24 protein-coding genes are annotated in these 25,224 nt (G+C 54.1%); 11 read left to right on the forward strand and 13 right to left on the reverse strand.

The features are described from left to right. The first annotated feature begins 292 nt into the window (after nt 1-292). Both ahpC and ahpF read left to right on the forward strand, forming a co-directional pair. Nucleotides 293-856: an alkyl hydroperoxide reductase subunit C gene (gene ahpC / locus C0557_RS06575; protein WP_007373826.1), complete on the forward strand. Its 564-nt coding sequence runs from the start codon at nt 293-295 to the stop codon at nt 854-856. A 243-nt stretch (nt 857-1,099) separates the two neighbouring features. Continuing rightward, entirely contained in the window at nt 1,100-2,665 is a 1,566-nt protein-coding gene (ahpF, locus tag C0557_RS06580; RefSeq protein ID WP_007373827.1) for an alkyl hydroperoxide reductase subunit F, read from the forward strand. A gap of 211 nt (nt 2,666-2,876) precedes the next feature. On the opposite strand, the gene uspG is transcribed toward ahpF, so the two are convergent. From uspG to dcuC, 4 genes are all read right to left on the reverse strand, one after another. Continuing rightward, a complete protein-coding gene (gene uspG, locus C0557_RS06585; RefSeq protein WP_074775203.1) occupies nt 2,877-3,305 on the reverse strand; it encodes a universal stress protein UspG in 429 nt (142 codons plus the stop codon). Nucleotides 3,306-3,451: 146 nt separating this feature from the next. Next, nucleotides 3,452-3,862: a nucleoside diphosphate kinase regulator gene (gene rnk / locus C0557_RS06590; RefSeq protein WP_208657924.1), complete on the reverse strand. Its 411-nt coding sequence runs from the start codon at nt 3,860-3,862 to the stop codon at nt 3,452-3,454. A 151-nt stretch (nt 3,863-4,013) separates the two neighbouring features. Next, nucleotides 4,014-4,817, reverse strand: a complete 804-nt coding sequence (gene rna, locus C0557_RS06595; RefSeq protein WP_208657925.1) for a ribonuclease I — start codon at nt 4,815-4,817, stop codon at nt 4,014-4,016. Between the two features lie 100 nt (nt 4,818-4,917). After that, complete coding sequence (gene dcuC / locus C0557_RS06600; protein WP_208662823.1) at nt 4,918-6,291, reverse strand: anaerobic C4-dicarboxylate transporter DcuC; 1,374 nt, start codon at nt 6,289-6,291, stop codon at nt 4,918-4,920. Nucleotides 6,292-6,638: 347 nt separating this feature from the next. Between dcuC and C0557_RS06605 the strand changes: the two genes are divergently transcribed. The 7 genes from C0557_RS06605 to cspE all read left to right on the forward strand — a co-directional run bounded on the left by C0557_RS06605 (nt 6,639) and on the right by cspE (nt 14,427). Beyond that, complete coding sequence (locus C0557_RS06605; protein ID WP_208657926.1) at nt 6,639-7,046, forward strand: DUF2946 domain-containing protein; 408 nt, start codon at nt 6,639-6,641, stop codon at nt 7,044-7,046. Nucleotides 7,047-7,100: 54 nt separating this feature from the next. After that, nucleotides 7,101-7,454 carry a copper-binding protein gene (locus C0557_RS06610; protein WP_253073791.1) on the forward strand — a complete coding sequence of 118 codons (354 nt, stop codon included), beginning with the start codon at nt 7,101-7,103 and terminating at the stop codon, nt 7,452-7,454. A 12-nt stretch (nt 7,455-7,466) separates the two neighbouring features. Continuing rightward, nucleotides 7,467-8,720 (forward strand): TolC family protein, encoded by a 1,254-nt coding sequence (locus C0557_RS06615; protein ID WP_208657927.1) that lies wholly within the window; start codon nt 7,467-7,469, stop codon nt 8,718-8,720. Continuing rightward, entirely contained in the window at nt 8,720-10,177 is a 1,458-nt protein-coding gene (locus C0557_RS06620; RefSeq protein WP_208657928.1) for an efflux RND transporter periplasmic adaptor subunit, read from the forward strand. The genes C0557_RS06615 and C0557_RS06620 overlap by 1 nt, the downstream gene beginning before the upstream one ends. Continuing rightward, nucleotides 10,174-13,293: an efflux RND transporter permease subunit gene (locus C0557_RS06625; protein ID WP_208657929.1), complete on the forward strand. Its 3,120-nt coding sequence runs from the start codon at nt 10,174-10,176 to the stop codon at nt 13,291-13,293. Before C0557_RS06620 ends, C0557_RS06625 begins: the two co-directional genes overlap by 4 nt. 208 nt (nt 13,294-13,501) lie before the next feature. Further along, nucleotides 13,502-14,026 carry a lipid IV(A) palmitoyltransferase PagP gene (gene pagP, locus C0557_RS06630; RefSeq protein ID WP_253073827.1) on the forward strand — a complete coding sequence of 175 codons (525 nt, stop codon included), beginning with the start codon at nt 13,502-13,504 and terminating at the stop codon, nt 14,024-14,026. A gap of 191 nt (nt 14,027-14,217) precedes the next feature. After that, nucleotides 14,218-14,427: a transcription antiterminator/RNA stability regulator CspE gene (gene cspE / locus C0557_RS06635; RefSeq protein ID WP_007373839.1), complete on the forward strand. Its 210-nt coding sequence runs from the start codon at nt 14,218-14,220 to the stop codon at nt 14,425-14,427. Between the two features lie 57 nt (nt 14,428-14,484). Here cspE and crcB read toward each other — a convergent pair whose 3' ends face one another. Further along, nucleotides 14,485-14,868: a fluoride efflux transporter CrcB gene (gene crcB / locus C0557_RS06640; RefSeq protein WP_208657931.1), complete on the reverse strand. Its 384-nt coding sequence runs from the start codon at nt 14,866-14,868 to the stop codon at nt 14,485-14,487. 88 nt (nt 14,869-14,956) lie between these two features. On the opposite strand from crcB, the gene C0557_RS06645 reads away from it, so the two are divergent. Both C0557_RS06645 and tatE read left to right on the forward strand, forming a co-directional pair. Continuing rightward, complete coding sequence (locus tag C0557_RS06645) at nt 14,957-15,745, forward strand: deaminated glutathione amidase (protein ID WP_208657932.1); 789 nt, start codon at nt 14,957-14,959, stop codon at nt 15,743-15,745. A 127-nt stretch (nt 15,746-15,872) separates the two neighbouring features. Continuing rightward, nucleotides 15,873-16,070, forward strand: coding sequence for a twin-arginine translocase subunit TatE (gene tatE, locus C0557_RS06650; protein WP_043954308.1), 198 nt, complete (start codon nt 15,873-15,875; stop codon nt 16,068-16,070). 67 nt (nt 16,071-16,137) lie between these two features. On the opposite strand, the gene lipA is transcribed toward tatE, so the two are convergent. The 8 genes from lipA to mrdA form a co-directional block, all read right to left on the reverse strand. Beyond that, entirely contained in the window at nt 16,138-17,103 is a 966-nt protein-coding gene (lipA, locus tag C0557_RS06655; protein WP_035885995.1) for a lipoyl synthase, read from the reverse strand. A 210-nt stretch (nt 17,104-17,313) separates the two neighbouring features. Next, nucleotides 17,314-18,267 carry a YbeF family transcriptional regulator gene (locus C0557_RS06660; RefSeq protein ID WP_208657933.1) on the reverse strand — a complete coding sequence of 318 codons (954 nt, stop codon included), beginning with the start codon at nt 18,265-18,267 and terminating at the stop codon, nt 17,314-17,316. 302 nt (nt 18,268-18,569) lie between these two features. Beyond that, complete coding sequence (lipB, locus tag C0557_RS06665) at nt 18,570-19,211, reverse strand: lipoyl(octanoyl) transferase LipB (RefSeq protein ID WP_208657934.1); 642 nt, start codon at nt 19,209-19,211, stop codon at nt 18,570-18,572. 85 nt (nt 19,212-19,296) lie between these two features. Further along, complete coding sequence (ybeD, locus tag C0557_RS06670) at nt 19,297-19,560, reverse strand: DUF493 family protein YbeD (RefSeq protein WP_007373847.1); 264 nt, start codon at nt 19,558-19,560, stop codon at nt 19,297-19,299. Between the two features lie 104 nt (nt 19,561-19,664). After that, nucleotides 19,665-20,876, reverse strand: coding sequence for a D-alanyl-D-alanine carboxypeptidase DacA (dacA, locus tag C0557_RS06675; protein ID WP_074775217.1), 1,212 nt, complete (start codon nt 20,874-20,876; stop codon nt 19,665-19,667). Nucleotides 20,877-21,014: 138 nt separating this feature from the next. Next, complete coding sequence (gene rlpA / locus C0557_RS06680; protein WP_208657935.1) at nt 21,015-22,187, reverse strand: endolytic peptidoglycan transglycosylase RlpA; 1,173 nt, start codon at nt 22,185-22,187, stop codon at nt 21,015-21,017. 10 nt (nt 22,188-22,197) lie between these two features. Further along, the gene (gene mrdB, locus C0557_RS06685) at nt 22,198-23,310 is read right to left on the reverse strand and encodes a peptidoglycan glycosyltransferase MrdB (RefSeq protein ID WP_043954299.1); all 1,113 of its coding nucleotides are present in this window, start codon (nt 23,308-23,310) and stop codon (nt 22,198-22,200) included. 2 nt (nt 23,311-23,312) lie between these two features. After that, the gene (gene mrdA / locus C0557_RS06690; protein WP_074775220.1) at nt 23,313-25,214 is read right to left on the reverse strand and encodes a peptidoglycan DD-transpeptidase MrdA; all 1,902 of its coding nucleotides are present in this window, start codon (nt 25,212-25,214) and stop codon (nt 23,313-23,315) included. Between the last annotated feature and the right edge of the window lie 10 nt (nt 25,215-25,224).

Below are 25,224 nucleotides of genomic sequence, written 5' to 3' on the forward strand. Positions count from 1 at the left end.
ATGAAACGTTGTCGTCAGCCGTCAGCAATGTTCTAATCGAACGGCTTGATGACCTTTTAGGTTATGAGCGCAACGCATAGCCAGCTTGCTGGCGCTGAAGCACCCACGGGTATTTCAGGTATCGAGGCCACCCGTCGCGGTGGCCTTTTTACTTTTGGCAAATCAGCCGTTCACATGGTTGCTCGTTAGGGTTTGTTAGCTAACGCTTATTGATTTGATAAAGCAAACACATTGGCTCGATCAAACAAAGTTCGTTAACTTACACCCCAACGAAAACACGGAGGAAGTATAGATGTCCTTAATTAATACCAAGATCAAACCTTTCAAAAACCAGGCGTTCAAAAACGGTGAGTTCATCGAAGTAACCGAAAAAGATACTGAAGGCCGCTGGAGCGTCTTCTTCTTCTACCCGGCTGACTTCACTTTCGTATGCCCGACTGAACTGGGCGACGTGGCTGACCACTACGAAGAGCTGCAAAAACTGGGTGTAGACGTTTACTCTGTCTCTACCGACACCCACTTTACCCACAAAGCGTGGCACAGCAGCTCTGAAACCATCGCGAAAATCAAATACGCGATGATTGGCGACCCGACTGGCGCCCTGACCCGTAACTTCGAAAACATGCGTGAAAACGAAGGTCTGGCTGACCGTGCCACTTTCGTTGTTGACCCGCAGGGCATCATCCAGGCCATCGAAGTAACCGCTGAAGGCATCGGCCGTGACGCCTCTGATCTGCTGCGTAAAATCAAAGCGGCTCAGTATGTTGCTTCTCACCCAGGCGAAGTTTGCCCGGCTAAATGGAAAGAAGGCGAAGCGACTCTGGCTCCTTCCCTGGACCTGGTCGGCAAGATCTAAATTTCCCGGCGTCTTTCACGTCATAGCGGCGTTGGCGTCACCTGCTCACCCCGGTCACTTACTGGTGTAAGCTCCCGGGGACTCTCAGGCTAGCCGCCTTGCTCTGACGCGAAATACTGGGGAAATTATTCTGCAAACGGGTGCTTTTGGGTGCCCGTTTTATTCAGCACCATGATGCAAGTTGCATTGATGCAGCCTGAACAACGCGGCTTGCATGATGATGTTTTAAGCGAGGGACTAAGAATGCTCGACACCACAATGAAAACCCAGCTCAAGGCTTACCTTGAGAAACTGACTAAACCTGTTGAGTTGATTGCTACGCTGGATGACAGCGCGAAATCGGCAGAAATCAAAGAACTGCTGGGCGAAATCGCTGAGCTGTCTGACAAAGTCTCCTTTAAAGAAGACAACAGCCTGGCGGTGCGTAAACCGTCATTCCTGATCACCAACCCAGGCTCAACCAGCGGCCCGCGCTTTGCCGGTTCGCCGCTGGGTCACGAATTTACCTCACTGGTGCTGGCGCTGCTGTGGACCGGTGGGCATCCGTCGAAAGAGGCGCAGGCGCTGCTGGAGCAGATCCGCGATCTCGACGGTGACTTTGAATTTGAAACCTATTACTCGCTCTCCTGCCACAACTGCCCGGACGTAGTACAGGCGCTGAACCTGATGGCCGTGCTGAACCCGCGCATTAAACATACGGCGATTGACGGCGGTACGTTCCAGAACGAAATCACCGATCGCAACGTAATGGGCGTTCCGGCGGTGTTCGTGAACGGTAAAGAGTTCGGTCAGGGTCGTATGACCCTGACGGAAATCGTCGCCAAAATCGATACCGGTGCGGAAAAACGCGCGGCGGAAGAGCTGAACAAACGCGATGCTTACGATGTCTTGATCGTCGGTTCCGGCCCGGCGGGCGCGGCGGCGGCAGTCTACTCTGCGCGTAAAGGTATTCGTACCGGCCTGATGGGCGAACGTTTCGGCGGCCAGGTGCTGGATACCGTGGATATCGAAAACTATATCTCCGTACCGAAAACCGAAGGCCAGAAACTGGCGGGTGCGCTGAAAGCGCACGTCGCGGATTACGACGTGGATGTGATTGACAGCCAGAGCGCTAAAAAACTGACCCCGGCGGCGGTTGAAGGCGGTCTGCATCAGATTGAAACCGCGTCCGGCGCGGTGCTGAAAGCGCGCAGCATCATCATTGCCACCGGTGCGAAATGGCGCAACATGAACGTTCCGGGTGAAGATCAGTATCGCACCAAAGGCGTGACCTACTGCCCGCACTGCGATGGTCCGCTGTTTAAAGGCAAACGCGTGGCGGTGATCGGCGGTGGTAACTCTGGCGTGGAAGCGGCTATCGACCTGGCGGGGATTGTTGAGCACGTGACGCTGCTGGAATTCGCGCCGGAAATGAAAGCTGACCAGGTATTGCAGGATAAAGTGCGCAGCCTGAAAAATGTCGACATCATTCTGAACGCGCAGACTACCGAAGTGAAAGGCGACGGCAGTAAAGTAACCGGCCTTGAGTACCGTGACCGTATCAGCGGCGACGTACACCAGGTCGCGCTGGCCGGGATTTTCGTCCAGATTGGTCTGCTGCCGAACACCACCTGGCTGGAAGGCGCAATTGAGCGCAACCGCATGGGCGAAATCATCATCGACGCCAAATGCGAAACCAGCGTGAAAGGTGTGTTTGCGGCGGGCGACTGCACCACGGTGCCGTACAAACAGATCATCATTGCGACCGGTGAAGGCGCTAAAGCCTCTCTGAGTTCGTTTGATTACCTGATTCGCACTAAAACTGCATAAGCAAAATAAGAAAGTAAGCAATACCTGCAAATGAAAGAGGCTACCTTCGGGTAGCCTCTTTTTTTTATGCCGGATGGCGCTAACGCTTACCCGGCCTACGGGTTTTGTAGGCCCGGTAAGCGAAGCGCCACCGGGCGTGATTGCCAGCGTAAAGGCAATGAACCGCCAGGCCGGATAAGGCGCAAGCTACCATCCGGCGAGCAAGCACTATTTACCGAACCACCAGCACCGGAATATGCGCGTGGCGCACGATGTTGGCGGCATTGGAGCCGAGCAGGTGAGTGGTAATTGACGGATTGCGCGAGGCGATAACCACCATATCCGCGAGCAGCTCTTCGGCCAGCTCATTGACCACATCGCGCACGTTGCCAAAACGCACATGGGTGCGCACGCGTGTCGGCTCAATAGAAAAATGGGTCTTCATGGTGTCGAGGCGGGTTTGCGCTTCCTGCTGCAAATGCTCTTCGAAGCGGCGCAAATCGGCAGCAAAACGGTGCAGACTCATGCTGGCGGAAGCGGGTAATACATGCAGAAGATGAATCACGCCCTCGCGCTGGGCGAGGAATTCAGCGTGGCGCACCGCTTTGTCGCTCAGTGCCATTTCGAAAACATCAACCGGCATAATAATGGTCTGATACATAAACGCTTCTCCCTGTGGGTTATGTTGTGCTGATTGAACCATAAAGGGCGTGAATTTTTTGCAGCGTATATGGCAAATATGAAGAATAGGATGGCGGGAACGGAAAGAGGATGCGGGCGCATCCTCTGCGGAAAAAGCAGCGGGAATTAAAGCCGGAAATCGCCTGCCGCTTCGGGCTGATAAAGCAGCTCAAGCACTTCAAGATCGGTGGTGGTGCCGCCCGGCAACTGCCAGTGAATGCTGTCACCCACCCGTAAACCGAGCAGCGCAGCGCCAACCGGGGCCAGCACGGAAAGCTGCGTGGCGCTGTCGGTCATCTGCGCCGGATACACGAGTGTGCGCACCCGCACTTCACCGCTTTTCAGCTCGCGGAATTTCACCGTGCTGTTCATTGTTACCACGTTGTTCGGCATCGCTTCTGGCGCGCACATCTGAGCGCGATCCAGCTCATCATTCAACGCATCCGCGACCGGCAGGCTGGCATAATCAGGTTGCTCCAGCAACCGGTCAAGACGCTCGGCGTCTCGCTCATTAATCATAATGGCAGGTCTGGACATCAGTTACTCCATGTCGTTTGATTGATCCAAAGAAAAACCCTCGCCGACGGGCAGCGAGGGTTTGTCTACAACGGATAATACTGAGAGCGCGGCCTGGTGTGAAGTGATGCGGCGCACATTTGCCGGAATTATGAATGTTCCGATCGCTGGCTCAGTAACCCGCTTTATCAATCACAAAACTGTTCCCGCAATTACCGGGATGCGGTTGCGGCAAAAGGGAACCGCTAACCAGCGGGGCATTGATGGCATCGGCTTTGATGGCAATTTGCATCTCCGTCAGCCACGCCGGGTTGCCGCTACAGGTCAGCTTCACCGCTTTCACGCTTTGTTCGCCGTAGGCTTTGGCGACGGCCGCGTTGAATGCATCGCGGGTCACGGTTTTTCCGTAATTTTCTGCGAGGAAAACGCCGAGCGGACTGGCTTTGATTTCGGTATTCAGGCGCACCATCGCACCGAAATAGTCATCCGGATCGAATCCGAAACAGACGCCGTGTTTGGCATATTCATAGCGCTCAAGGCAGGTATTACTGCCAGCGCCGGGCATGACGGCATTCAGTTTATTTGCCACTTCCAGCGATAAACCGGTTTCCGCTGCGGCGCATTTCTGGCTGGATCTGGCTTCCGGCATATTGGGAACCGGGCGGGTGGCGCAGCCGTAACGCATCCAGCGACGATCGTCTACGCCGCGCACGGCGATGGATTTCGGCAAACCTGGCCACAGACCATGTACCGTCAGGTAATCTGCTTTATTGGCGGGCTCTTTTTGCAGACGGCATTCATCGGGTTCGCTACGCCCGCTGTCATGCAGGCTCTGGCAAAATCCGGTCTGCCACGATAGTGCCAGCACATAGCGATCGAAATCACCATATTGTTTGGGCTGTAGCGGTGCGGCGTGCGCAGAAGAGAGCTGAATGGCGGCAACGCACAGGCCGATGGAGAGTCCCTTTTTAATCATTTCATTTCCTGATGGGTGAGTCCGGGTAATTACTATGAGTTATTAAAGCATAAAAAAAGCGCCGGGCAGGCGCTTTTTCATAAGCGGTGTTTATTGTTGATTAATGAACCGCAACCCCCGGAACCAGAAATTCAGTAGCAATAATCACCACAATCAGGCCAACCATCACCGGAACTGACGTGCGTTTTACCACTTCAAACGGCGAAATATTCGCCATCCCGGCCACCGCAACTACCACGCCGGAAACCGGAGAGATGGTGCGACCGAGGTTGGATGCCTGCAACATTGGGATCGACAGATACGCCGGGTTGATGCCGGATTCATGGGCCAGTTTCGGGATCATCTCGACAAAGGCGTAAAACGGCGCATTACCGGAACCGGTGGTCATTGCTGCCAGCATGGTGAGGATCACCAGTACCAGCATCAGAATAATGCTTGCCGAACCGAAAGAGGTGGCGATGGAGATTAGACTCTGGATAAAGCCGATGGTGCTCAAGCCCTGGGCGAAAACCCCGGCGGCGACCAGCAGCATCACCACGCCCGCGAAGGCGTCGGCCATACCGCGATACGCGACTTCCAGCCCGGAAAAGACTTTTTGTGTATTAAAGCTGCGTAAAAATTCCAGCGCTGCCGCCAGCAACATGCAGATCACCAGAATGGTGATGATGTGCAGCTCCGGGCCCCATTTGCCGTCGAAAATCAGCACGCCAATAATTGGCGTAAACGGCAGAATGGCGTAAAACGTCGGCGCCGTGGTGGTGATGTCTTTCACATCCAGCATTTCGCTGACAATGTGCTCTTTTTTATCGAGGAAGCGCTGCCAGAAGTAGTGCGCGATTGCCATGGCGATAATCGCCGCAATTGAGATTGGCAGCGTGGTTTTGAAGGCGAAATCGATAAGCGGCATGTCGGCGGCTTTCGCGGCCAGCACCACATCGCCGGAGGTGGGCGAGAGAATAATTGCCGCTGGAGAGGCGCAAATCGCCGCTGCCGCGCCGCGACTGATACCAACGTTGACCATCACCGGGAACAGCGTTGCCATCAGCAGCACGCCGAGGCCCGTGGCGGACGACACCGCCAATGACATCAGGCAGGCAACGAAGTACGCGGCAATCATCAGCAAATAAGGCGAGTTGATAAAACGCAGCGGGCGCGAAGCCAGCTTGACCACCATATCGTTCGCGCCAATGTGCGTCATATAGGCGGCAAAGCCGCACAGCATCATGATCATCATGCCGAGATCGCCGCCGCGGCTCATCAGCAGGATTTTTATGTATTCGACAATATCCGTGGCGCTGTAGCCAGTACTGGTGGCGCTACCAGGCAATATTTTGTGCCCCATCAGCGCACTGACAATTAATAACGCCAGACCGCCGACAAACAGCACGCCGGTGGCGGAATAGCCTTTGATGATATAGCGCGCAACGCCGACAATCACCACCACGCCGATCAGCAGTTCGATCAATGTTAAAATCATGTTATTGGTCCCGGAGGTTGACCTGAAAGATAAGTAAGTAAAAAAATCAGCAACGCAATGTGCCGAATAACGTGCGGTTCTTAGATGATTAAAATCAATGAAGCATAATGTTGAGGGAAATATCGCGGGGATTTGCTATCAATCTACAAAATAAATAACGACTGGTTGATAAATTGAGCGAATGCATTACGGTAATTTTGTATTTCAAATGATAAAAACTGGTTAATTATTTTGGTTATTTAGGTTTCAATGCAGCACCAGACGTAAATTTGCTAAAAATATCTTTAAAAATAAAAATAGTGCTGCTTATACTCGCCGTTACTTTCCCACGGACCTGGTGTTTTATGCACGCTGAATGGCTATACCGAATTCGCTTTATAAAGCGGCATCTGTTGATGCTGCTGATGGCGTTCGGCTGGCTATTAATCCAGAGTCAGGTGGCGATTGCTTCTCATCACTGCGACTTGCAGGTTGACGAGTCGCGAGCAGTAACCCAGCACATAAGCCATATGATGATGCCGGATACGACACCGCGTATGGACATGATGAAATCCCCGCTGTGCGAAAAGCACTGCGTGCCGGATGCCGCGCAGAAGGATAGCGGTCACCCGCCTCTGGTGGCGCTGCCGGTTTCACTGGCGCTGGCTGAAGTGACGCCGGTTTGTTCCCCCGTCGTTGATGAGGGATGGTCATTAACTCCGCCCGCCGCAGGCCCGCCGGCAACGATCCGTTTTTGCCGGTTCAGGGAGTAGATAACTGTTAATTCATTGAATTTTATTTAATTTATGATTAACAGGAGTCTTATTATGCGTTCTTATGCACTGTGCATGCTGTCTGGCGTGCTGTTGTTCTCCGTTTCCGCTGTTCAGGCGGAAGATATGCATGCGATGCACGGCATGCACGATATGTCGCAACATGCGGCAATGCAGGCTCAGGCTCAGGAATACCAGAGCCAGGGCACCATCAAAAAACTCACCGCCGATTCTGTTTCCATCGCTCACGCTGCTATTCCAGCGCTGAACTGGCCGCCAATGACCATGCAATTTGCACTGGCGCAGGGCAGCGCGTTGCCTGCGGTAAAAGTGGGCGACAAGGTGAGTTTCACCTTTGTTCAGAGTGAAAGCGGTTACCAGCTCGTTTCATTGACGCCACAAAAATAACCGGGAGCGACAATGAAACGATACTCACTGAGCCTGCGGCTCGGTGGGGTATTGCTCGGACTGATGTGCTCCGCCGTGCAGGCGGAGCCATTGACGCTGACGCAATCCCTGGCCGCCGCGGAACGCTACTCCGCCGAACTTTCCGCCAACCGTAATGAAGCGCAGGCACTGGATGCGATGGCGGATTCCGCCCGCCAGTTGCCGGATCCAAAACTGAAATTTGGTACCGAAAACGTGCCGGTGCAGGGCAACAATGACCGCCGCTTAACCCGTGAGGGAATGACTATGCAGCGGATCGGCATCATGCAGCAGTACGTCAGCGCAGAAAAACGCGACCGCAAAGCCGAAACCCTGCTGGCCGAAGCGCAGAGCGTCAGTGCCAAATCCGCCGTGGTGCGCGCTAATTTACAGCGTGATACCGCGCAGGCGTGGCTCGATTTGGCGTTGTCAGAACAGGCGCTGCAAACCGCGCGCAAGCTGTTGGCAGAAACTGAACGTCAGCAGGGCGCACAGCGCGCCAGCGTCGGCGCAGGGAATGCCGCGCCGGACAGCGTGCTGGCATTTCGCGTGGGCTTAAGCGCGATGCGCGACAAAGTCACCCTTGCCGAACGTGATGTGCAACTGGCGCAAACCCGCCTGATGCAGCTTACCGGCGAGACGGTGACTGCCGTTTCTGGCGATCTTCCGCGTTATCAACGCTTGCCTGCCGATGAAAAAACGCTGGAGCAGGGCATTGCTCAGCATCCTGACATTGTCGCTGCCGCCAGCTCCGCCAACAGTGCGAAAGCGCGCTCGGCGGAGTCAGCAATTGCCGCCATTCCGGATGTGGAAGTTGAAGTGTGGTACGGACGTCGCGCCGAAGGTTACGAGGATATGGCCGGAGTGATGTTCACCGTCGATCTGCCGCTGTTCCAGTCCCATCGTCAGGATAAAGATCACGCCGCAGACGTTTCGCGCACCATGCAGGCCAACGATCAACTGGCGCTGGCCGAACGGGATCATATGGCGCAACTGCATTCCCTGATTGCCGAGTATAACGCCGCGCAAACGCTGTGGATGCGCCAGCGCGATGAGGTGCTGCCGATGGTGCGTCAGCGCGCCACCTTGCTGGCAGCCCAGTATCGTTCCGGGCAGTCGGATTTGTCGGCGCTGCTGGAAGCGCGCCGTAACGTCCTCGACAGCGAGCTGGCCGTTAATCAGGCCGAGAAAGAAATGGCGCAGAAATGGGCCGCGATCCGTTGGTTGATTCCGCAGGAGTTGATGTGATGAAGAAGACCCTCTTGGCTGTCGCGATCGCCGCATGTGTCGCAGCGGGCGCAGGCTATTTTATCGGGCGGCAACATACCGCGCCTGCCTCATCCGGCGAGCAAACGCAGGAACGCAAAGTGCTCTACTGGTACGACCCAATGGTACCGGATCAGCGTTTTGACAAACCCGGAAAATCACCGTTTATGGATATGCCGCTCAAACCGCGTTATGCCGATGAAGCCCCGGCCGGTGGCGGTGTGAGCGTCAGCGCGCAGCAGCAGCAGAATCTTGGCATGACCACGGCAAAAGTGGAAAAACGCGTTCTCGGCAGTGCCTTCTCTGCGTTCGCCACCGTAACCACCGATGAGCGCAGCATCCAGAGCGTGCCTTCTCCGGCGGCGGGCGTGGTGGAAAAACTGTTTGTCCGTGCCCCGCAACAGTGGGTGAAAAAGGGCGAAGCGCTGGCGCAGTTGTGGATCCCGCAGTGGACGACTTCGCAGCAGGAGTATCTGGCGGTACGCCAACTGGGCGATGGCGAACTGACGCGCGCTGCCCGCGAACGTCTGGCGTTGCAGTTTATGCCGGAAGCGATTATTCGCGCTGTCGAGCGCAGTGGGAAACCGCAAACCCGGCTGACTCTGCGTGCCGATCGTGACGGTTACGTGGTCAAGCTGGATTCCCGTGAAGGTGCACAAGTGGCCGCCACGCAAACTCTGTTTGAGCTCGCCAGTCTCGATCCGGTGTGGCTGGTGGTCGATTATCCGCAAAGCCAGGCGCAGGCGCTCAATGCTGGTAGCGAAGTGATAGCCACTTCCGCAAGCTGGCCGGGCGAGCAGTTTCATGGACGCGTCAGTGAATTGCTGCCGCAACTGGAGGCTGCCACCCGTACGCTGAAAGCGCGCATTGTGCTCGATAATCCGCAGCAAAAACTCAAACCCGGTATGTTTCTCACCGTAACGCAGCCGGAATCTGCACGGCAACCCGCAGTGCTGGCGATCCCGGAAGAGGCGCTGATTGCAACGGGGGCTGCCAGCCGTGTGCTGCTGGCCACGGGTGATGGTCACTTCCAGGCGGCAAACGTGACGACCGGGAGTACGGCGCAAGGCTGGACTGAAGTGCTGTCCGGGGTCAAGGAAGGTGACCGCGTGGTCACTTCCGGCCAGTTCCTGATTGATTCGGAAGCCAGTTTGCGCAGTGCATTGCCGGAACAGCAGGCACAGCAACAGCCAGCGGCGAAAAAAGTCGAGACCTACGAGGGAACCGGCGTGGTGAAAGCCATCGAAGCGGGCAGTATTACCCTGTCGCATCAACCCATTCCGGCACTGAACTGGGGAGCGATGACGATGGATTTCGTGCTCAAACAACCTGATCCGAATATTAAGCCGGGCGATACGGTGATGTTCAGCTTTGTGCTGGATGATGAAGAGGGCGCAGTCATTACTCACCTGATGCCGATGCAGGAGGAGATGAAATGATTGCCGCCGTTATTCGTGCCTCGCTGCGCAATCGCTTATTGATCCTGCTGGCAGCGCTGGTGCTGACCGGCTGGGGGATCTGGGCGGTTCAGCGCGCACCGCTCGATGCGCTACCGGATTTGTCAGATGTGCAGGTGATTATTCGCGCCAGCTATCCGGGCAAAGCGCCGCAAATTATTGAAGACCAGGTTACCTATCCGCTCACCACGGCCATGCTTTCCGTGCCGGGTGCGAAAACGGTGCGCGGCTATTCGATGTTTGGTGATTCCTATGTGTATGTTTTATTTGAAGACGATACCGATCTTTACTGGGCGCGATCGCGGGTGCTGGAGAATCTAAGCCAGATCCAATCCTCGCTGCCTGCCGGGGTTACCGTTGGGCTGGGGCCGGATGCTACCGGCGTTGGCTGGATTTATGAGTACGCGCTGGTCGATCGCAGCGGTAAGCACAATCTGGCGGATCTGCGCGCGTTACAGGACTGGACGCTGAAGTTCGAGCTGAAAACGGTGCCGAACGTGGCGGAAGTTGCCAGCGTTGGCGGGATGGTACGTCAGTATCAGATAGTGCCGGATCCGGCGCGGATGCGGGCGCTGAATATTACCCATGAACAGATTGTCAATGCGGTGCAGTCGGCGAACCAGGAGAGCGGCGGCGCGCTGCTGGAGATGGGCGAAGCCGAGTTTATGGTGCGTACAACCGGCTACTTGCGGCAGTTGTCGGATTTTCGTCAGATAGTGATCGCCAGCCGTGAGGGCGTGCCGGTGATGCTTTCAGATGTTGCGACGGTGCGGCTGGGGCCGGAACTGCGGCGCGGCGTGGCGGAGTACAACGGCGAAGGGGAAGTGGCTGGCGGTATTATCGTCATGCGTTACGGCAAAAATGCGCTGGATACTATCCACGCCGTTAAAGCCAAATTGGGTGAAATACAGAAAACGCTGCCCGCTGGCGTGGAGATCGTGCCGGTTTATGACCGTTCAACGCTGATTGAGCATGCGGTTGAGACGCTCACCCATAAGCTGATTGAAGAATTTATCGTTGTTGCACTGGTTTGCACGCTGTTCTTGTTCCATTTCCGCTCTGCGCTGGTGGCCATCGTCTCGTTGCCGCTGGGGATTCTTGGCGCGTTTATTGTCATGCACTACCAGGGCATCAACGCCAACATTATGTCGCTTGGCGGGATTGCCATCGCCATTGGCGCCATGGTGGATGCCGCGATTGTGATGATCGAGAACATGCATAAGGTGATGGAGCAGTGGCGACATGATAACCCCGATCGCCAACCGACGAGTGCTGATTACTGGCGCTGTTCAGAGCGGGCGGCGGTAGAAGTTGGGCCTGCGCTGTTTTGCAGCCTGTTGATCATCACACTGTCATTTATTCCGGTGTTTTCGCTTGAAGCGCAGGAAGGGCGCATGTTTTCCCCGCTGGCATTTACCAAAAGCTGGGCGATGGCAGTCTCGGCAGGGCTCGGGATCACGCTTGTCCCGGTGCTGATGGGGTGGTTTATTCGCGGCAAAATTCCCGATGAAAAAGCAAACCCGATTAACCGCTTTCTGATCCGTCTGTACGAACCGCTGCTGGATAAAGTGCTGGCATGGCCGAAAGCGACGCTGGGAATTGCGCTGCTGTTGCTGGTGGCGACGCTGTGGCCGTTAAGTCGTCTGGGCAGCGAGTTTATGCCGCCGCTCGATGAAGGCGATTTATTGTATATGCCCTCGACGCTGCCGGGGATTTCCGCCCGTGAAGCCAGCCGTTTGTTGCAGCAAACCGATCGCCTGATCAAAAGTGTGCCGGAAGTGGAAAGCGTGTTTGGCAAAGCGGGAAGGGCTGAAACAGCAACGGACCCTGCGCCGCTCACCATGGTGGAAACGACCATCCGCTTTAAACCGCGCGACCAGTGGCGACCTGGAATGACGCCGGAGAAACTGGTTGATGAGCTGGATAAAACCGTGAGTGTTCCGGGGATTGCGAATGTCTGGGTACCGCCGATCCGTAACCGCCTGGATATGCTGGCGACCGGTATTAAAAGCCCGGTTGGTATAAAGGTGAACGGTAATAATATCGCCGATATTGAGCGCGTGGCACAGCAAATCGAACAGGTGGTGAAAACCGTGCCGGGTGTGACTTCAGCACTGGCGGAACGGCTGGCGGGCGGGCGCTATGTCGATATCAATATCAACCGGGCACAGGCCGCACGTTATGGCGTGTCGGTGAAAGAGCTGCAATCACTGGTTTCCACGCTGGTGGGTGGGGAAAACATCGGCGAAGTGTTGCAAGGTCGTGAGCGCTTCCCGATTAATGTGCGTTATCCGCGCGAAATACGCGATAACGTCGATGATCTACGCACATTACCCGTAATAACCGAAAATGGCAGCCAGATTGCACTTGGTGAGCTGGCCGATATCGTGGTGACGGAAGGGCCACCGATGCTGAAAAGCGAAAATGCGCGTCTCTCCAACTGGATCTACGTCGATCTACGCGGACGGGATTTAAAATCTGCCGTTGAAGAGATGCAGCAGCGAGTGGCGCAACAGGTCAAGTTGCCGCAAGGGGTGACGCTGTCGTGGTCCGGACAGTTTGAATATCTGGAGCGTGCGACGGCGAAGCTGAAGATCGTCTTGCCGGTAACGTTAATGATTATCTTTGTCTTGCTGTTTATTACCTTTAAACGCGTCACTGATGCCCTGTTAATAATGGGGACATTACCCTTCTCATTGATTGGCGGCGTCTGGTTATTGTGGCTGCTGGGATATAACTTATCCGTTGCCGGGGCCGTTGGATTTATTGCGCTGGCCGGTGTTGCAGCGGAGTTCGGCGTTATTATGGTGCTCTATCTTAACCACGCGCTGGATAAATATCGTCAATGCGATCCACAGGGAGGAAATAAGATGCTGCTGCGGGCAATCCATGAGGGGGCCGTGTTGCGCGTGCGGCCGAAGGTGATGACTGTCGCGACCATTATGGCGGGATTGTTGCCCATCATGTGGGGCAGTGGCAGCGGATCCGAGGTCATGAGCCGCATCGCTGCGCCGATGATCGGCGGCATGGTCACTGCGCCATTACTGTCGATGCTGGTCATTCCGGCAGTTTATTACTTGTTACACCGTCAACGCTGAGAACATGTACGCCGCAATATTGTTGCGGCGTAACATATTGTATTTAACCTGGAAATCATTAGCGTAATAAGGAGTTTTCGTTATATTTTCAGAATTAATCTGATTTCGTTAAGAGTTTATTCAGATATTCTGTTACAGACTATACGTCAATACGTAAAATGGAATACATACGGTGTCTGTAAAAAATAAATTTTTCATACTTTTCGCTATATTTTGTCAGTTTTCGGTGGTTTCCCTGACGCACGCAGCTCAGCAGTCCTGGTTCTCCGATTTTACCGACAACGTAAAGCAAACCTGGCAAGCGCCAGAGCATTACGATCTCTATGTTCCGGCTATTACCTGGCATGCGCGTTTTGCCTATGACAAGGTGAAAACCGACCGTTATAACGAACGTCCGTGGGGCGCTGGATTTGGTCAGGATCGCTGGGATGAGAAAGGCAACTGGCACGGCTTGTACCTGATGGCCTTTAAAGATTCGTTTAACAAATGGGAACCGATTGGCGGCTATGGCTGGGAGAGAACCTGGCGACCCCTGGCGGATGATAATTTCCGTCTCGGACTCGGTTACACTGCTGGCGTGACGGCACGCGATAACTGGCATTACATTCCGATTCCGGTGTTGTTACCGCTGGCTTCAATTGGCTATGGTCCGGCAACGTTCCAGATGACCTACATCCCAGGGACTTACAATAACGGAAACGTTTACTTCGCGTGGATGCGCTTTCAGTTCTGATTTTTGCCAGCGGATGATGCTCTGTGCAGTTCTTAAGCAGTACAAAAAATGCGGAATAAAGCGTCAAAGAACAAAACTTAGCGACATTTATCACTTTTTAGCGAATAACGACTGGACAAAGGTCGCCACAATTGATGTACTGATACCCGACACAGCTATTTGTGTCGTTTTTTCATGTAAAGGTAATTTTGATGTCTAAGATTAAAGGTAACGTTAAGTGGTTTAATGAATCCAAAGGATTCGGTTTCATTACTCCGGAAGATGGCAGCAAAGACGTGTTCGTGCACTTCTCTGCAATCCAGAGCAATGGTTTCAAAACCCTGGCTGAAGGTCAGCGCGTTGAGTTTGAAATCACTAACGGTGCCAAAGGCCCTTCTGCTGCAAACGTAATGCCTGTTTAATTCAGCTACGTAAGCAAGAGTTCCAAAACCCGCTGATAAAGCGGGTTTTTTTTGCCTTCAGTTTGCGTTAACGGCTGAAAAGAACCAGAAAGCCAGCGCAGTCATCGCAAACGATCCCAGCAGGTTAACTACTACGTTCACCAACGCCCAACTGACACGACCTTCCTGCAACAAAAACACGACTTCAGCCGAAAAGGTGGAAAATGTCGTCAGCCCGCCACAGAATCCGGTGGTAAGCAGCACTTTCCACACCGGATCGATATGTGTCATTCGGTTGAACCACGCCAGCCCCATGCCAATAATAAATGCGCCGACCAGGTTGGCGGTTAATGTGCCAAGGGGAATGATCTGATGCGCTGGGTTTAGCTTCATGCTGAGCATCCAGCGCGCAACGCTACCTGTACCGCCACCGATAAATACCGCTAAAAGAAGTTGTAACACCGTGAAATCCTGCTATTTGATTTGTTAGAGTGTTGAGTTTAGCGCCACGGCCACTTTCTGGCTATGACGGCACAGCGGAGGGGAAACGATGATTGTTGCAGCCGGGCAGTTTGCCGTTACACCGGACTGGAAAACTAATGCATTAACTTGTGTCGAGCTGATGGCGCAAGCAGCACAGCAGCAGGCGTCGCTGCTGGTGCTGCCAGAGGCGTTACTGGCCCGGGATGATGCCGACCCCCATCTTTCGGTAAAATCGGCGCAGAGGCTGGATGGCGGCTTTCTACGCCTGCTTCTTGAAGAGAGCCGCCGGAACAGCATGACCACCGTGCTGACGGTGCATGTGCCCTCCACGGAAGGGCGGGCGGTCAATACGCTGGTGGTGTTATGCCGGGGGGAGATCGTTGCACAGTACGCAAAGCTCCATCTCTATGATGCATTTAATATGCAGGAGTCGGCACGGGTGGATGCAGGCAGTACTCTGCCACCGCTGATTGAGGTTGGCGGAATGCTGGTCGGGTTGATGACTTGTTATGATTTGCGGTTTCCGGAACTGGCGCTGGCACTGGCGCTTGTAGGCGCACAACTGCTGGTTCTGCCTGCCGCATGGGTACGAGGGCCACTAAAAGAGCAGCACTGGGCGACATTACTGTCTGCTCGTGCGCTGGATACCACCTGTTATATGGTGGCTGCGGGTGAGTGTGGCAACAAGAATATCGGACAGAGCCGGGTTATCGATCCGCAAGGCGTAACCATTGCTGCGGCAGCTGAAGCACCACAACTGATTTATGCTGAGGTCACGGCAGATCGCGTGACGCAAACACGAGAGAAACTTCCCGTGTTGCAGAACCGACGCTTTGCACCGCCGCAGCTCCTGTGATGTTTTTTTAAACAATGCTTGATTCATCTCGTTACAGATTGCTATTGTGTGCGCGCGTCAGATGACCGTTAATGAAGTCAGGTTATAATGGCGTTTTATACAGCCTGTTTTACGAAAGAAGGTATCTATGGGTGAAATTAGTATTACCAAACTGCTGGTCGTGGCCGCGCTGGTTGTTCTGCTGTTTGGAACCAAGAAGTTGCGTACGCTGGGCGGCGATCTGGGCGCAGCCATCAAAGGCTTCAAAAAAGCCATGAATGATGACGACGCTACTAAGAAAGACGCTGACGAAGTGACAGCAGAAAAACTCACTCACAAAGAGTGAACCGCCCCGACAGGCGAAAAAAAACCGGCGTAGAAGCCGGTTTTTTTGTCTGGAGTGTAAGCAGGTATTACTTCACTTCAATGCCTTTTGCCTGCAGGTCCGCGTGATAGGAAGAGCGAACGAACGGGCCGCATGCCGCATGGGTAAAGCCCATTGCCAGCGCTTCTTCTTTCATTTCGTCAAACTCATCCGGGCTGACATAGCGCTGAACCGGCAGGTGATGGCGGCTAGGCTGTAAATACTGCCCCAGCGTCAGCATCGTCACTCCGTGGCGGCGCAGATCGCGCATTACGTCGATAATTTCAGCATTCGTTTCACCAAGCCCTACCATCAAACCGGATTTGGTGGGGATCTCCGGATGCGCTTCTTTAAAACGCTCCAGCAGCTTCAGTGACCAGTTGTAATCCGCGCCTGGACGTACCTGGCGATAGATACGCGGCACGTTCTCCAGGTTGTGGTTAAAGACGTCTGGCGGCGTTGCGGTGAGGATATCCAGCGCGCGATCCATACGACCGCGGAAGTCCGGAACCAGCGTCTCAATTTTGATGGATGGACTTTTTTCACGGATTGCGGTGATGCAGTCTGCGAAATGCTGTGCACCGCCGTCACGCAGATCGTCACGGTCAACGGAGGTGATGACCACATAACGCAGTGCCATATCGGCAATTGTCTGCGCCAGTTTTTGTGGTTCGTTAGCGTCAGGTGCCACCGGACGGCCGTGCGCCACATCGCAGAACGGGCAGCGGCGTGTACAGATGGCGCCGAGGATCATAAAGGTGGCCGTTCCGTGGTTGAAACACTCAGCAAGGTTCGGGCAGGATGCCTCTTCGCACACAGAGTGCAGCCCATTTTTACGCATGGCTGCTTTGATCCCCTGGATACGGGAAGAGTCTGCCGGGAGTTTGATTTTCATCCATTCCGGTTTTCTCAACAGAGCTTCGCGCTCGGTTGCCACGTTTTTAACCGGGATAAGAGCCATTTTATCGGCATCGCGGTACTTAACACCGCGTTCCATCACAATGGGTTTACTCATAGCGTGCGTGTTCCAGTTGCGGATAACGAAGTAAGTATTTCAATTCAAGGGAATGTTGTATTTATCAACTATTTTTGAATTAACGTGCGCGCAGTATACCATTATCGGCGAGTAGAAAGCAGCCTGACAGCGGGGCAATTTGTAAAATAGTTGTTGTTTTGTGCCAAACGCCCAGCAAGCGTTAGCACTTTCACCAGGGGAGAACGGGCGTTAAAAAGCCCGTCGGATAACATTGATGACATTCTCCAGCACCGGATCGCGCAAACTCAATTTATTGTAATACAGGGAGATATCAAGCTGTTCGCTGCTAAGCGGCGGAAAATCGATTTCGACCAGCGGCCAGCAACCACTGAAGAGTTTGAACAAACGTGTCGGCATCAGGCCGAGCAGATCGCTGTTGCCAATCAGTGCTGCAATAGTAAACATATTGTAACTGCTAAAACTCACCTGACGTTCCGGAAAGAGATCCTGTACTCGCTGACGTAGCCCGCTCAGGTTTTGCCCTTCCAGCATCAGCAACGTGTGCTCATACTTTTGCAAAACCTCTTGGTTGATCGGCTCATTCAGACAAGGATGCCCTTTACGACACACCAGCATCATCCGGTCGCTATACAACACGTGATGATTGAGCGTGCGCGAGCTGGCAATATGCGTATCAATAATCAAATCCGTCTGGAACTGGCTAAGCTGGCTTTCCGCGTCGTTTACCGGAATATTACGCATCATCAGATGCGGCGCGCTCTCTTTAATAGCCTGAAAGATAGTCGGAATAACTAATGCGCCGATCGACGGTGGCGTGCCAATCGTAATGGTACGTTGTTTGTCGTAGCTACCGGTAAGATCTAGCGCGCCAAGGATCGACTCCAGCCCCTGGCTGATATATTCATGTAAATGCGATGCATAGGCGGTCGGCGTAACGCCCTGGCCTTTACGAATAAAAAGCGGATCTGGAAATATTAAGCGCAGTTTCTGAATCGACTGGCTAATAGCTGAAGGCGTGAGGTTAAGCACTTTTGCCGCGTTAACGATCCCTTTATGAACATATACTGCCTCAAAAATCGTCAGTAAGTTGAGATCAATATTGCGCAGCGTCCGGAAGATTTGCGGCTTATCATCTTCAGGGCGCACGGTTATTCGCTTTTCCGGTTGGTTATTATTATCCACGCTTGTGCTCCATAATCATTCGCAATATGAATGATAGTTGAATTTGTTTTTTTAGTTGATTATTAATTTGAGTTAACATCCTGTCACGCATCATCATTACGTAGTTTTTCATCGTGATGCGAACATTGCGCTCAAAATTGCTGGCCTGAAGCACGCATACGAAGCCCGGAATAGCACCGTAATGCATATTTGCCAGACAAGGCAGGTAGGTTGAAAATAGAGAATAAGGCATCTGTTGTAAAGCGCTAACATGCCAATAAAATAACGACCCGCACGAAATGCGGGTCAAAATACATGATATATTAAGCATCCATATATTGATGGGGTGGATTGTTTAGTAACGCTAAAAATTGCTGAACAAGGATTGGCCTTATTTTCTCCACCCCAGTATTTTCCGTCAGTTGGCTGACCTGCGTCATTTCCATCCCGGCATAGCCACACGGATTGATGCGCATAAACGGTGCCAGATCCATGTCGATATTTAATGCCAGCCCATGAAATGAGCAACCTTTACGGATACGTAAACCCAGCGAACAGATCTTCTTGCCCTGAACATAAACGCCTGGTGCGTCAGCACGCGCTTGCGCCTTGATACCCTGCGTTGCCAGCGTGTTGATCACCGTATTTTCCAGTAACGTAACAAGTTCACGCACGCCAATTTTGCGGCGTTTCAGGTTGATAAGCACGTACATCACTTGCTGGCCTGGTCCGTGATAGGTCACCTGGCCGCCGCGGTCGCTCTGGATCACCGGAATATCGCCGGGTGCCAGAACGTGTTCAGCTTTACCGGCCTGGCCCTGAGTAAACACAGGGTGGTGCTCTACCAGCCAGATTTCATCGGGCGTTGTATCGTCGCGGGTATCGGTGAAGTCATGCATTTGTTGGGACACTGGCTCGTAAGATTGCAGGCCCAGATTGCGGATAAGAATGGTGTCCTGAGACAAAACGGCATCTCCGGCGGAGAAAAGAGTGGGGGGAGTATATCACAGCGAAGACGTTACCCGAATGTTTCCGGGTAACGCCAAACGATTACAGAACCATACGCACAATTTCAATGTTGCCGAGTTCTTCGTACAACGTTTCAACCTGCTCAATATGGGTGGCAGTGATGGTGATGGATACCGAGTGGTAATTGCCTTTGCTGCTCGGTTTTACCTGCGGGGAGTAATCACCTGGCGCGTGGCGCTGTACCACTTCAACCACCAGATCAACCAGCTCTGGCTTCGCCAGACCCATCACTTTGTAAGTAAAGGGTGTCGGGAATTCAAGCAGTTCTTTGAGATTGGTTTTCATGTCAGCTCCGGCGTAAAAAATAATAACTCCTGCCGGTTGGGCAGGAGTTTTTCTGAGATGCTAAGTATATGGGGGCGGAAATCACACTTTCAAGTGTTCAATTTTTAACCGAACCAGTGATGGAACATCAATTTAATGTAATCAATGATTTTGCCGAAGAAATTGCCTTCCGGGATCTCCTGCAATACCACCAGCGGGCGTTGCTCAATGGTTTTGCCATCTAACTGGAAGTTAATGGAACCAACCACCTGGTTTTTCTGCAGCGGTGCGTGCAGTTCGCTGGTGTTCAGCACATAGCTGGCTTTCAGGTCTTTCATGCGGCCGCGTGGAATGGTCAGATAAACGTCTTTATCGACGCCTAACGATGCGCGATCGCTGTCGCCAAACCAGGCTGGCTCAGAAGCGAACTCTTTACCGGCTTTCAGCGGACTGACGGTTTCAAAGAAGCGGAAGCCCCAGGTCAGCAGTTTTTTGCTTTCGGTTTCGCGGCCTTTAAAGGTACGACCACCCATGACGGCAGAGATCAGGCGCATCTGGCCTTCCGTTGCCGAAGCCACCAGATTATAACCTGCTTTGTCGGTATGGCCGGTTTTGATACCGTCCACGTTCAGGCTGTTATCCCACAGCAGACCATTACGGTTGGTCTGGCGAATGCCGTTAAAGGTAAACTCTTTTTCTTTATAGATGGCGTATTCGTTCGGTACGTCGCGAATGAGTGCCTGGCCAATCAGCGCCATATCGCGTGCGGAGCTGTACTGACCATCAGCGTCCAGACCGTGAACCGTCTGGAAGTGGCTGTTCTGCAAACCGAGCGCATTCACATAGCTGTTCATCAGACCGACGAACGCATCCTGGCTGCCCGCAACATAATCGGCCATCGCCACACAGGCGTCATTACCGGATTGCAGGTTGATACCGCGAATCAACTGAGAAACCGGCACCTGCATGCCTGGTTTCAGGAACATCAGCGAAGAACCACGGAATACCGGGTTGCCGGTCGCCCATGCATCGTTACCGATAGTCACCAAATCGCTGTCTTTAAACTTGCCCGCTTTCATCGCCTGGCCGATGACATAGCTGGTCATCATTTTGGTCAGGCTCGCCGGATCGCGGCGCGCATCGGCGTTCTGTTCCGCCAGCACTTTACCGGAGTTGTAATCGATCAGGATGTAAGATTCCGCATCAATCTGCGGAACGCCTGGGATCATGGTTTTGATATTCAGGTCATCGGCATGGGCAGCGGTAAGAGATGCTGCAGCCAGCGCGGTGGTGAGCGCCAGGCGCTGCACAAAACGAACGGAAAAAGTGGTCTTCATGGTCGAACAACGACATCCGTGATGGAGTTAAAAAAAGTGCCTTACTATAGCAAAAGCTATATCGGCAGGCATCTGACTTTAAGCATGACTTTGTTAATGCTGCTTACACAAGCTGACAAAGTCAGACACCTTACCCAATTACTGCGCGCCAGTGATAAAAGATTGTAACTGCGCTTCATTTTGTAACCGCTGCTGTAACGCGCTGGCGTCCGCTTTGGTGCTGAATGGCCCAAGCTGAACGCGCCATACCGCACCGTTCTGCGTTACACGGCCCGGTACAGAGAACTGCTGCGCCAGGCGCTGCTGGTACTGCTGCGCGCGAGCCTGATCGCTGACGGCGCCGACCTGCACCATATAGCCGCTGCTGGCGGCGGCTGTTGCGCTGCTGGCGGCGACAGAACTTTGCACATGCCCCTGAACAGAACCCGGCGCAGTAATCGGCGCAGTGCGGGTGGCTGGCATTGCGGTTTGCGTCACCTGAGTGGTGGTTTGCGCGACCGGCGTCGTGGCAGCCGTGGCGGCCGGTTGTGCTGTTTCACTGCCTTCCAGCACGCCGCTGGCGAGCGGTGTCGGTGCGCCGAGGAAGCCGCCGCTGCTTACCGGCGAGCCAGTGGCATCGTCGCTTTTTAGTGAATCGTTACTGATGGCCTGAACGTTGCCCTGCGGCTGTACAGGCTGTGGCACGGGGGAGGCGCTGCCCAGACCGCCGCCGAGATCGGGACGCGCGGGCAGCACATAGGTTTGCTGCGCGACTTTAGTACAGACAGTGCCCGGCCCGGAAAGTGAACCATCCTGGGCGACGATAATTGGGTCGATACGTACTTTGGTGTTATTCGACGTGTTCAGGCGATCCGCTGCCGCGCGCGACAACGAGATCACCCGGTCGTTACCATACGGTCCACGATCGTTAATGCGGACCACAATCATGCGGCCGTTCGCCAGGTTGGTGATACGCGCGTAACTTGGGATCGGCAGCGTCGGATGGGCTGCCGTCAGTTGCATAGGATCGAACGCTTCGCCGGAAGCGGTCAGATTGCTGCCCGGCTCAGCATCATAAATGGCGGCTAAACCGGCCTGGCTGAAACGGGAGGGATCCTGAACGATTTTGTAGCTCTTGCCGTCGCGCTCATAATCCTGATTTGCCGTGGCGTTCGGTGCTTCGTAATGAGGCTCCGCGCCGCTGATTTCAACGACAGGACCAGTACACACCGCAGGTTGAGGCGCTACGGTCGTCTGCTGCTGACCACCATCATTTGAACATGCCGCCAGTAACCCCGCAGCTATGCAGATCCCCAGCCATTGCTTACGCATTGCGCACCTCTTAAACGTTCTTAGACAACATTTTCCTGTGAGTATGGATCGACATAACGATACCAAACCCGGCCATGAGTACGATCAGGGCTGATCCCCCGTAACTGATCAGTGGCAACGGTACGCCGACCACCGGCAGTATGCCACTCACCATACCAATATTTACGAACACATAAACGAATAAAATCAACATCAAACCGCCGGCCATGACGCGGCCAAAGGTGGTTTGCGCCCGCGCGGCGATCCACAAGCCGCGCATAATCAGCAGCACATACAGCGCCAGCAAAATCAGAATTCCGATCAGCCCCAGCTCTTCCGCCAGCACGGCGAAGATAAAGTCGGTATGGCGTTCGGGAAGGAACTCCAGCTGCGACTGCGTACCGTGCAGCCAGCCTTTACCGCTCAGGCCGCCGGAACCGATAGCAATTTTCGACTGAATAATATGGTAGCCTGCGCCGAGCGGATCGGTTTCTGGATCGAGCAACATCATCACGCGCTGGCGCTGATAATCATGCATCAGGAAGAACCACAGCACCGGAATAAACGCCGCGACCAGTACCGCTGCAATAGCGATCAGCCGCCAGCTCAGGCCGGAAAGGAACAGGACAAACAGCCCCGAGAGCACCACCAGAATCGAGGTACCCAGATCCGGCTGCGCCGCCACCAGCAGCGTTGGCAGAAAGATCAGCGCCAGCGCGATAGCGGTATTTTTCAGCGAAGGCGGGCAAACGTCGCGGTTAATAAAGCGCGCCACCATCAGCGGCACGGCGATTTTCGCGATCTCGGAAGGCTGGAAACGGACAACGCCGAGATCGAGCCAGCGCTGCGCGCCTTTGGAAATCGCGCCGAAAGCATCCACCGCTACCAGCAGGATGATGCAGAAAATATACAGATAGGGTGCCCAGCCTTCATAGACGCGTGGCGGCACCTGCGCCAGCACCACCATGATAATCAGCCCCATGGCGATCTGGCCGATTTTACGTTCGGTCATGCCAATGTCCTGGCCGCTGGCGCTCCAGATCACGATCGCGCTGTAAAACAGCAGCGCGAGGATGATAAGCAACATCGTGGGATCGATATGTATTTTGTCCCAGAACGATTTTTTGTTCGGATTATCCGTCATGATTATTGGTCCTCCGCCGCTGCCGTTGAGGGGTTTTCCGCTGGCAAATCCGTGTTGTTATCGCCAAGCATAATGTGGTCGAGGATCTGGCGCATAATGGTCCCGACAGCCGGTCCTGCGCCGCCGTTTTCCAGAATCACCGCGACGGCGACCTGAGGATTATCATACGGCGCAAACGCAGTCATCAGTTTATGGTCACGCAGGCGCTCAGCGATCCGGTGCGCGTTATAGGTTTCATTCGCTTTCAGGCCGAAGACCTGCGCAGTACCGGACTTGGCTGCAACCTTATACGGCGCATCGGCAAAGTATTTGTGGCCGGTCCCATTCGGGCGGTTCGCCACGCCGTACATGCCGTCTTTGGCGATCTCCCAGTAGCCGGAGTGAATATCGCCGACCGGCGGTTCGGCAGGCTGTTTCCACGGCACCTGTTGGCCGTTTTCCACCGTGCTCATCAGCAGGTGCGGCACTTTGACGATACCGTCGTTAATCAGGATCATCATTGCTTTATTCATCTGCAATGGCGTTGCCGTCCAGTAGCCCTGGCCAATCCCTACCGGGATGGTGTCGCCCTGATACCACGGCTTCTTAAAGCGTTTCAGTTTCCACTCGCGCGTCGGCATGTTACCGGAGCGCTCTTCCGACAGATCGACGCCGGTATAGTGGCCGTAACCAAATTTACCCATCCACTCCGACAGGCGATCGATGCCCATGTCATAAGCGACCTGGTAGAAGAAGGTATCAGCGGATTCTTCCAGCGCTTTGGTGACGTTCAGATGGCCGTGGCCCCATTTTTTCCAGTCGCGGTAGCGTTTATCAGAACCCGGCAACTGCCACCAGCCGGGATCGAACAGGCTGGTATTGCGGGTGATCGCGCCGGCGCTGAGCGCGGAAACCGCCACATACGGTTTCACCGTTGACGCCGGAGGGTAAACCCCCTGCGTGGCGCGGTTGATCAGCGGCGTGTTCGGGTCATTAAGCAGCGACGAATAATCTTTGCTGGAGATACCATCGACAAACAGATTGGGGTCGTAGCTCGGCATCGACACCAGCGCGAGAATGCTGCCGTTGCGCGGATCGGTGACTACCACTGCGGCTCGGCTGCCAGCAAGCAGTGTTTCGATGTACTGCTGCAATTTCAAATCTAACGTCAGGTAGATATCGTGCCCGGCCTGCGGCGGCACTTCTTTAAGCTGGCGGATAACGCGGCCGCGGTTGTTAACTTCAACCTCTTCATAACCGGTCTGGCCGTGCAGAACATCTTCGTAATAGCGCTCAATGCCCAGCTTACCAATATCGTGCGTGGCGGCATAGTTGGCCAGCTTGCCCTCTTTATCCAGCCGCTCAACGTCTTTATCGTTAATTTTCGAGACGTAGCCGATAACATGAGTCAGCGCTGAGCCGTAAGGATAGAAGCGGCGTTTGTAGCCTTTCACTTCCACGCCGGGAAAGCGGTACTGATTAACGGCAAAGCGCGCCACCTGAACTTCGGTCAGGTTGGTTTTTACCGGAATTGACGTGAAGCGGTGCGAACGCGAGCGCTCTTTTTTGAAGTTGGCAATATCGTCATCGGTCAGATCTACCACGTCGCGCAGGGCATCCAGCGTTTGCTGCACGTTATCGACCTTCTCCGGCATCATTTCGATCTGGTAAATGGTGCGATTAAGCGCCAGCGGCGTGCCGTTGCGATCGTAAATAATGCCGCGGCTTGGCGCGATGGGAACCAGTTTGATGCGGTTTTCGTTAGAACGGGTCTGGTAGTCCGCAAAACGGACGATTTGCAGGTTATAAAGGTTAGCGATCAGCACGCCGGTAAGCAGCAAAATCCCCGTAAAGGCGACCACCGCCCGGCGTATAAACAGCGCGGACTCAGCCGTATAGTCGCGAAAAGAATTCTGTAATTTCATCCGCTGCTTA

It is taken from the genome of Kosakonia sp. MUSA4 (assembly GCF_013085925.1).
Classification (GTDB): Bacteria; Pseudomonadota; Gammaproteobacteria; order Enterobacterales; family Enterobacteriaceae; genus Kosakonia; species Kosakonia sacchari_B.

Coding starts and splice junctions, on each gene's coding strand:
- rnk (WP_208657924.1), bottom strand. CDS start 3,862: ATGTCCAGACCTGCCATTATGATTAATGAGCGAGACGCCGAGCGTCTT.
- ahpF (WP_007373827.1), top strand. CDS start 1,100: ATGCTCGACACCACAATGAAAACCCAGCTCAAGGCTTACCTTGAGAAA.
- C0557_RS06605 (WP_208657926.1), top strand. CDS start 6,639: ATGCACGCTGAATGGCTATACCGAATTCGCTTTATAAAGCGGCATCTG.
- tatE (WP_043954308.1), top strand. CDS start 15,873: ATGGGTGAAATTAGTATTACCAAACTGCTGGTCGTGGCCGCGCTGGTT.
- ahpC (WP_007373826.1), top strand. CDS start 293: ATGTCCTTAATTAATACCAAGATCAAACCTTTCAAAAACCAGGCGTTC.
- lipA (WP_035885995.1), bottom strand. CDS start 17,103: ATGAGTAAACCCATTGTGATGGAACGCGGTGTTAAGTACCGCGATGCC.
- rna (WP_208657925.1), bottom strand. CDS start 4,817: ATGATTAAAAAGGGACTCTCCATCGGCCTGTGCGTTGCCGCCATTCAG.
- C0557_RS06645 (WP_208657932.1), top strand. CDS start 14,957: ATGATTGTTGCAGCCGGGCAGTTTGCCGTTACACCGGACTGGAAAACT.
- ybeD (WP_007373847.1), bottom strand. CDS start 19,560: ATGAAAACCAATCTCAAAGAACTGCTTGAATTCCCGACACCCTTTACT.
- mrdA (WP_074775220.1), bottom strand. CDS start 25,214: ATGAAATTACAGAATTCTTTTCGCGACTATACGGCTGAGTCCGCGCTG.
- C0557_RS06610 (WP_253073791.1), top strand. CDS start 7,101: ATGCGTTCTTATGCACTGTGCATGCTGTCTGGCGTGCTGTTGTTCTCC.
- C0557_RS06615 (WP_208657927.1), top strand. CDS start 7,467: ATGAAACGATACTCACTGAGCCTGCGGCTCGGTGGGGTATTGCTCGGA.
- cspE (WP_007373839.1), top strand. CDS start 14,218: ATGTCTAAGATTAAAGGTAACGTTAAGTGGTTTAATGAATCCAAAGGA.
- C0557_RS06625 (WP_208657929.1), top strand. CDS start 10,174: ATGATTGCCGCCGTTATTCGTGCCTCGCTGCGCAATCGCTTATTGATC.
- dacA (WP_074775217.1), bottom strand. CDS start 20,876: ATGAAGACCACTTTTTCCGTTCGTTTTGTGCAGCGCCTGGCGCTCACC.
- uspG (WP_074775203.1), bottom strand. CDS start 3,305: ATGTATCAGACCATTATTATGCCGGTTGATGTTTTCGAAATGGCACTG.
- mrdB (WP_043954299.1), bottom strand. CDS start 23,310: ATGACGGATAATCCGAACAAAAAATCGTTCTGGGACAAAATACATATC.
- C0557_RS06620 (WP_208657928.1), top strand. CDS start 8,720: ATGAAGAAGACCCTCTTGGCTGTCGCGATCGCCGCATGTGTCGCAGCG.
- rlpA (WP_208657935.1), bottom strand. CDS start 22,187: ATGCGTAAGCAATGGCTGGGGATCTGCATAGCTGCGGGGTTACTGGCG.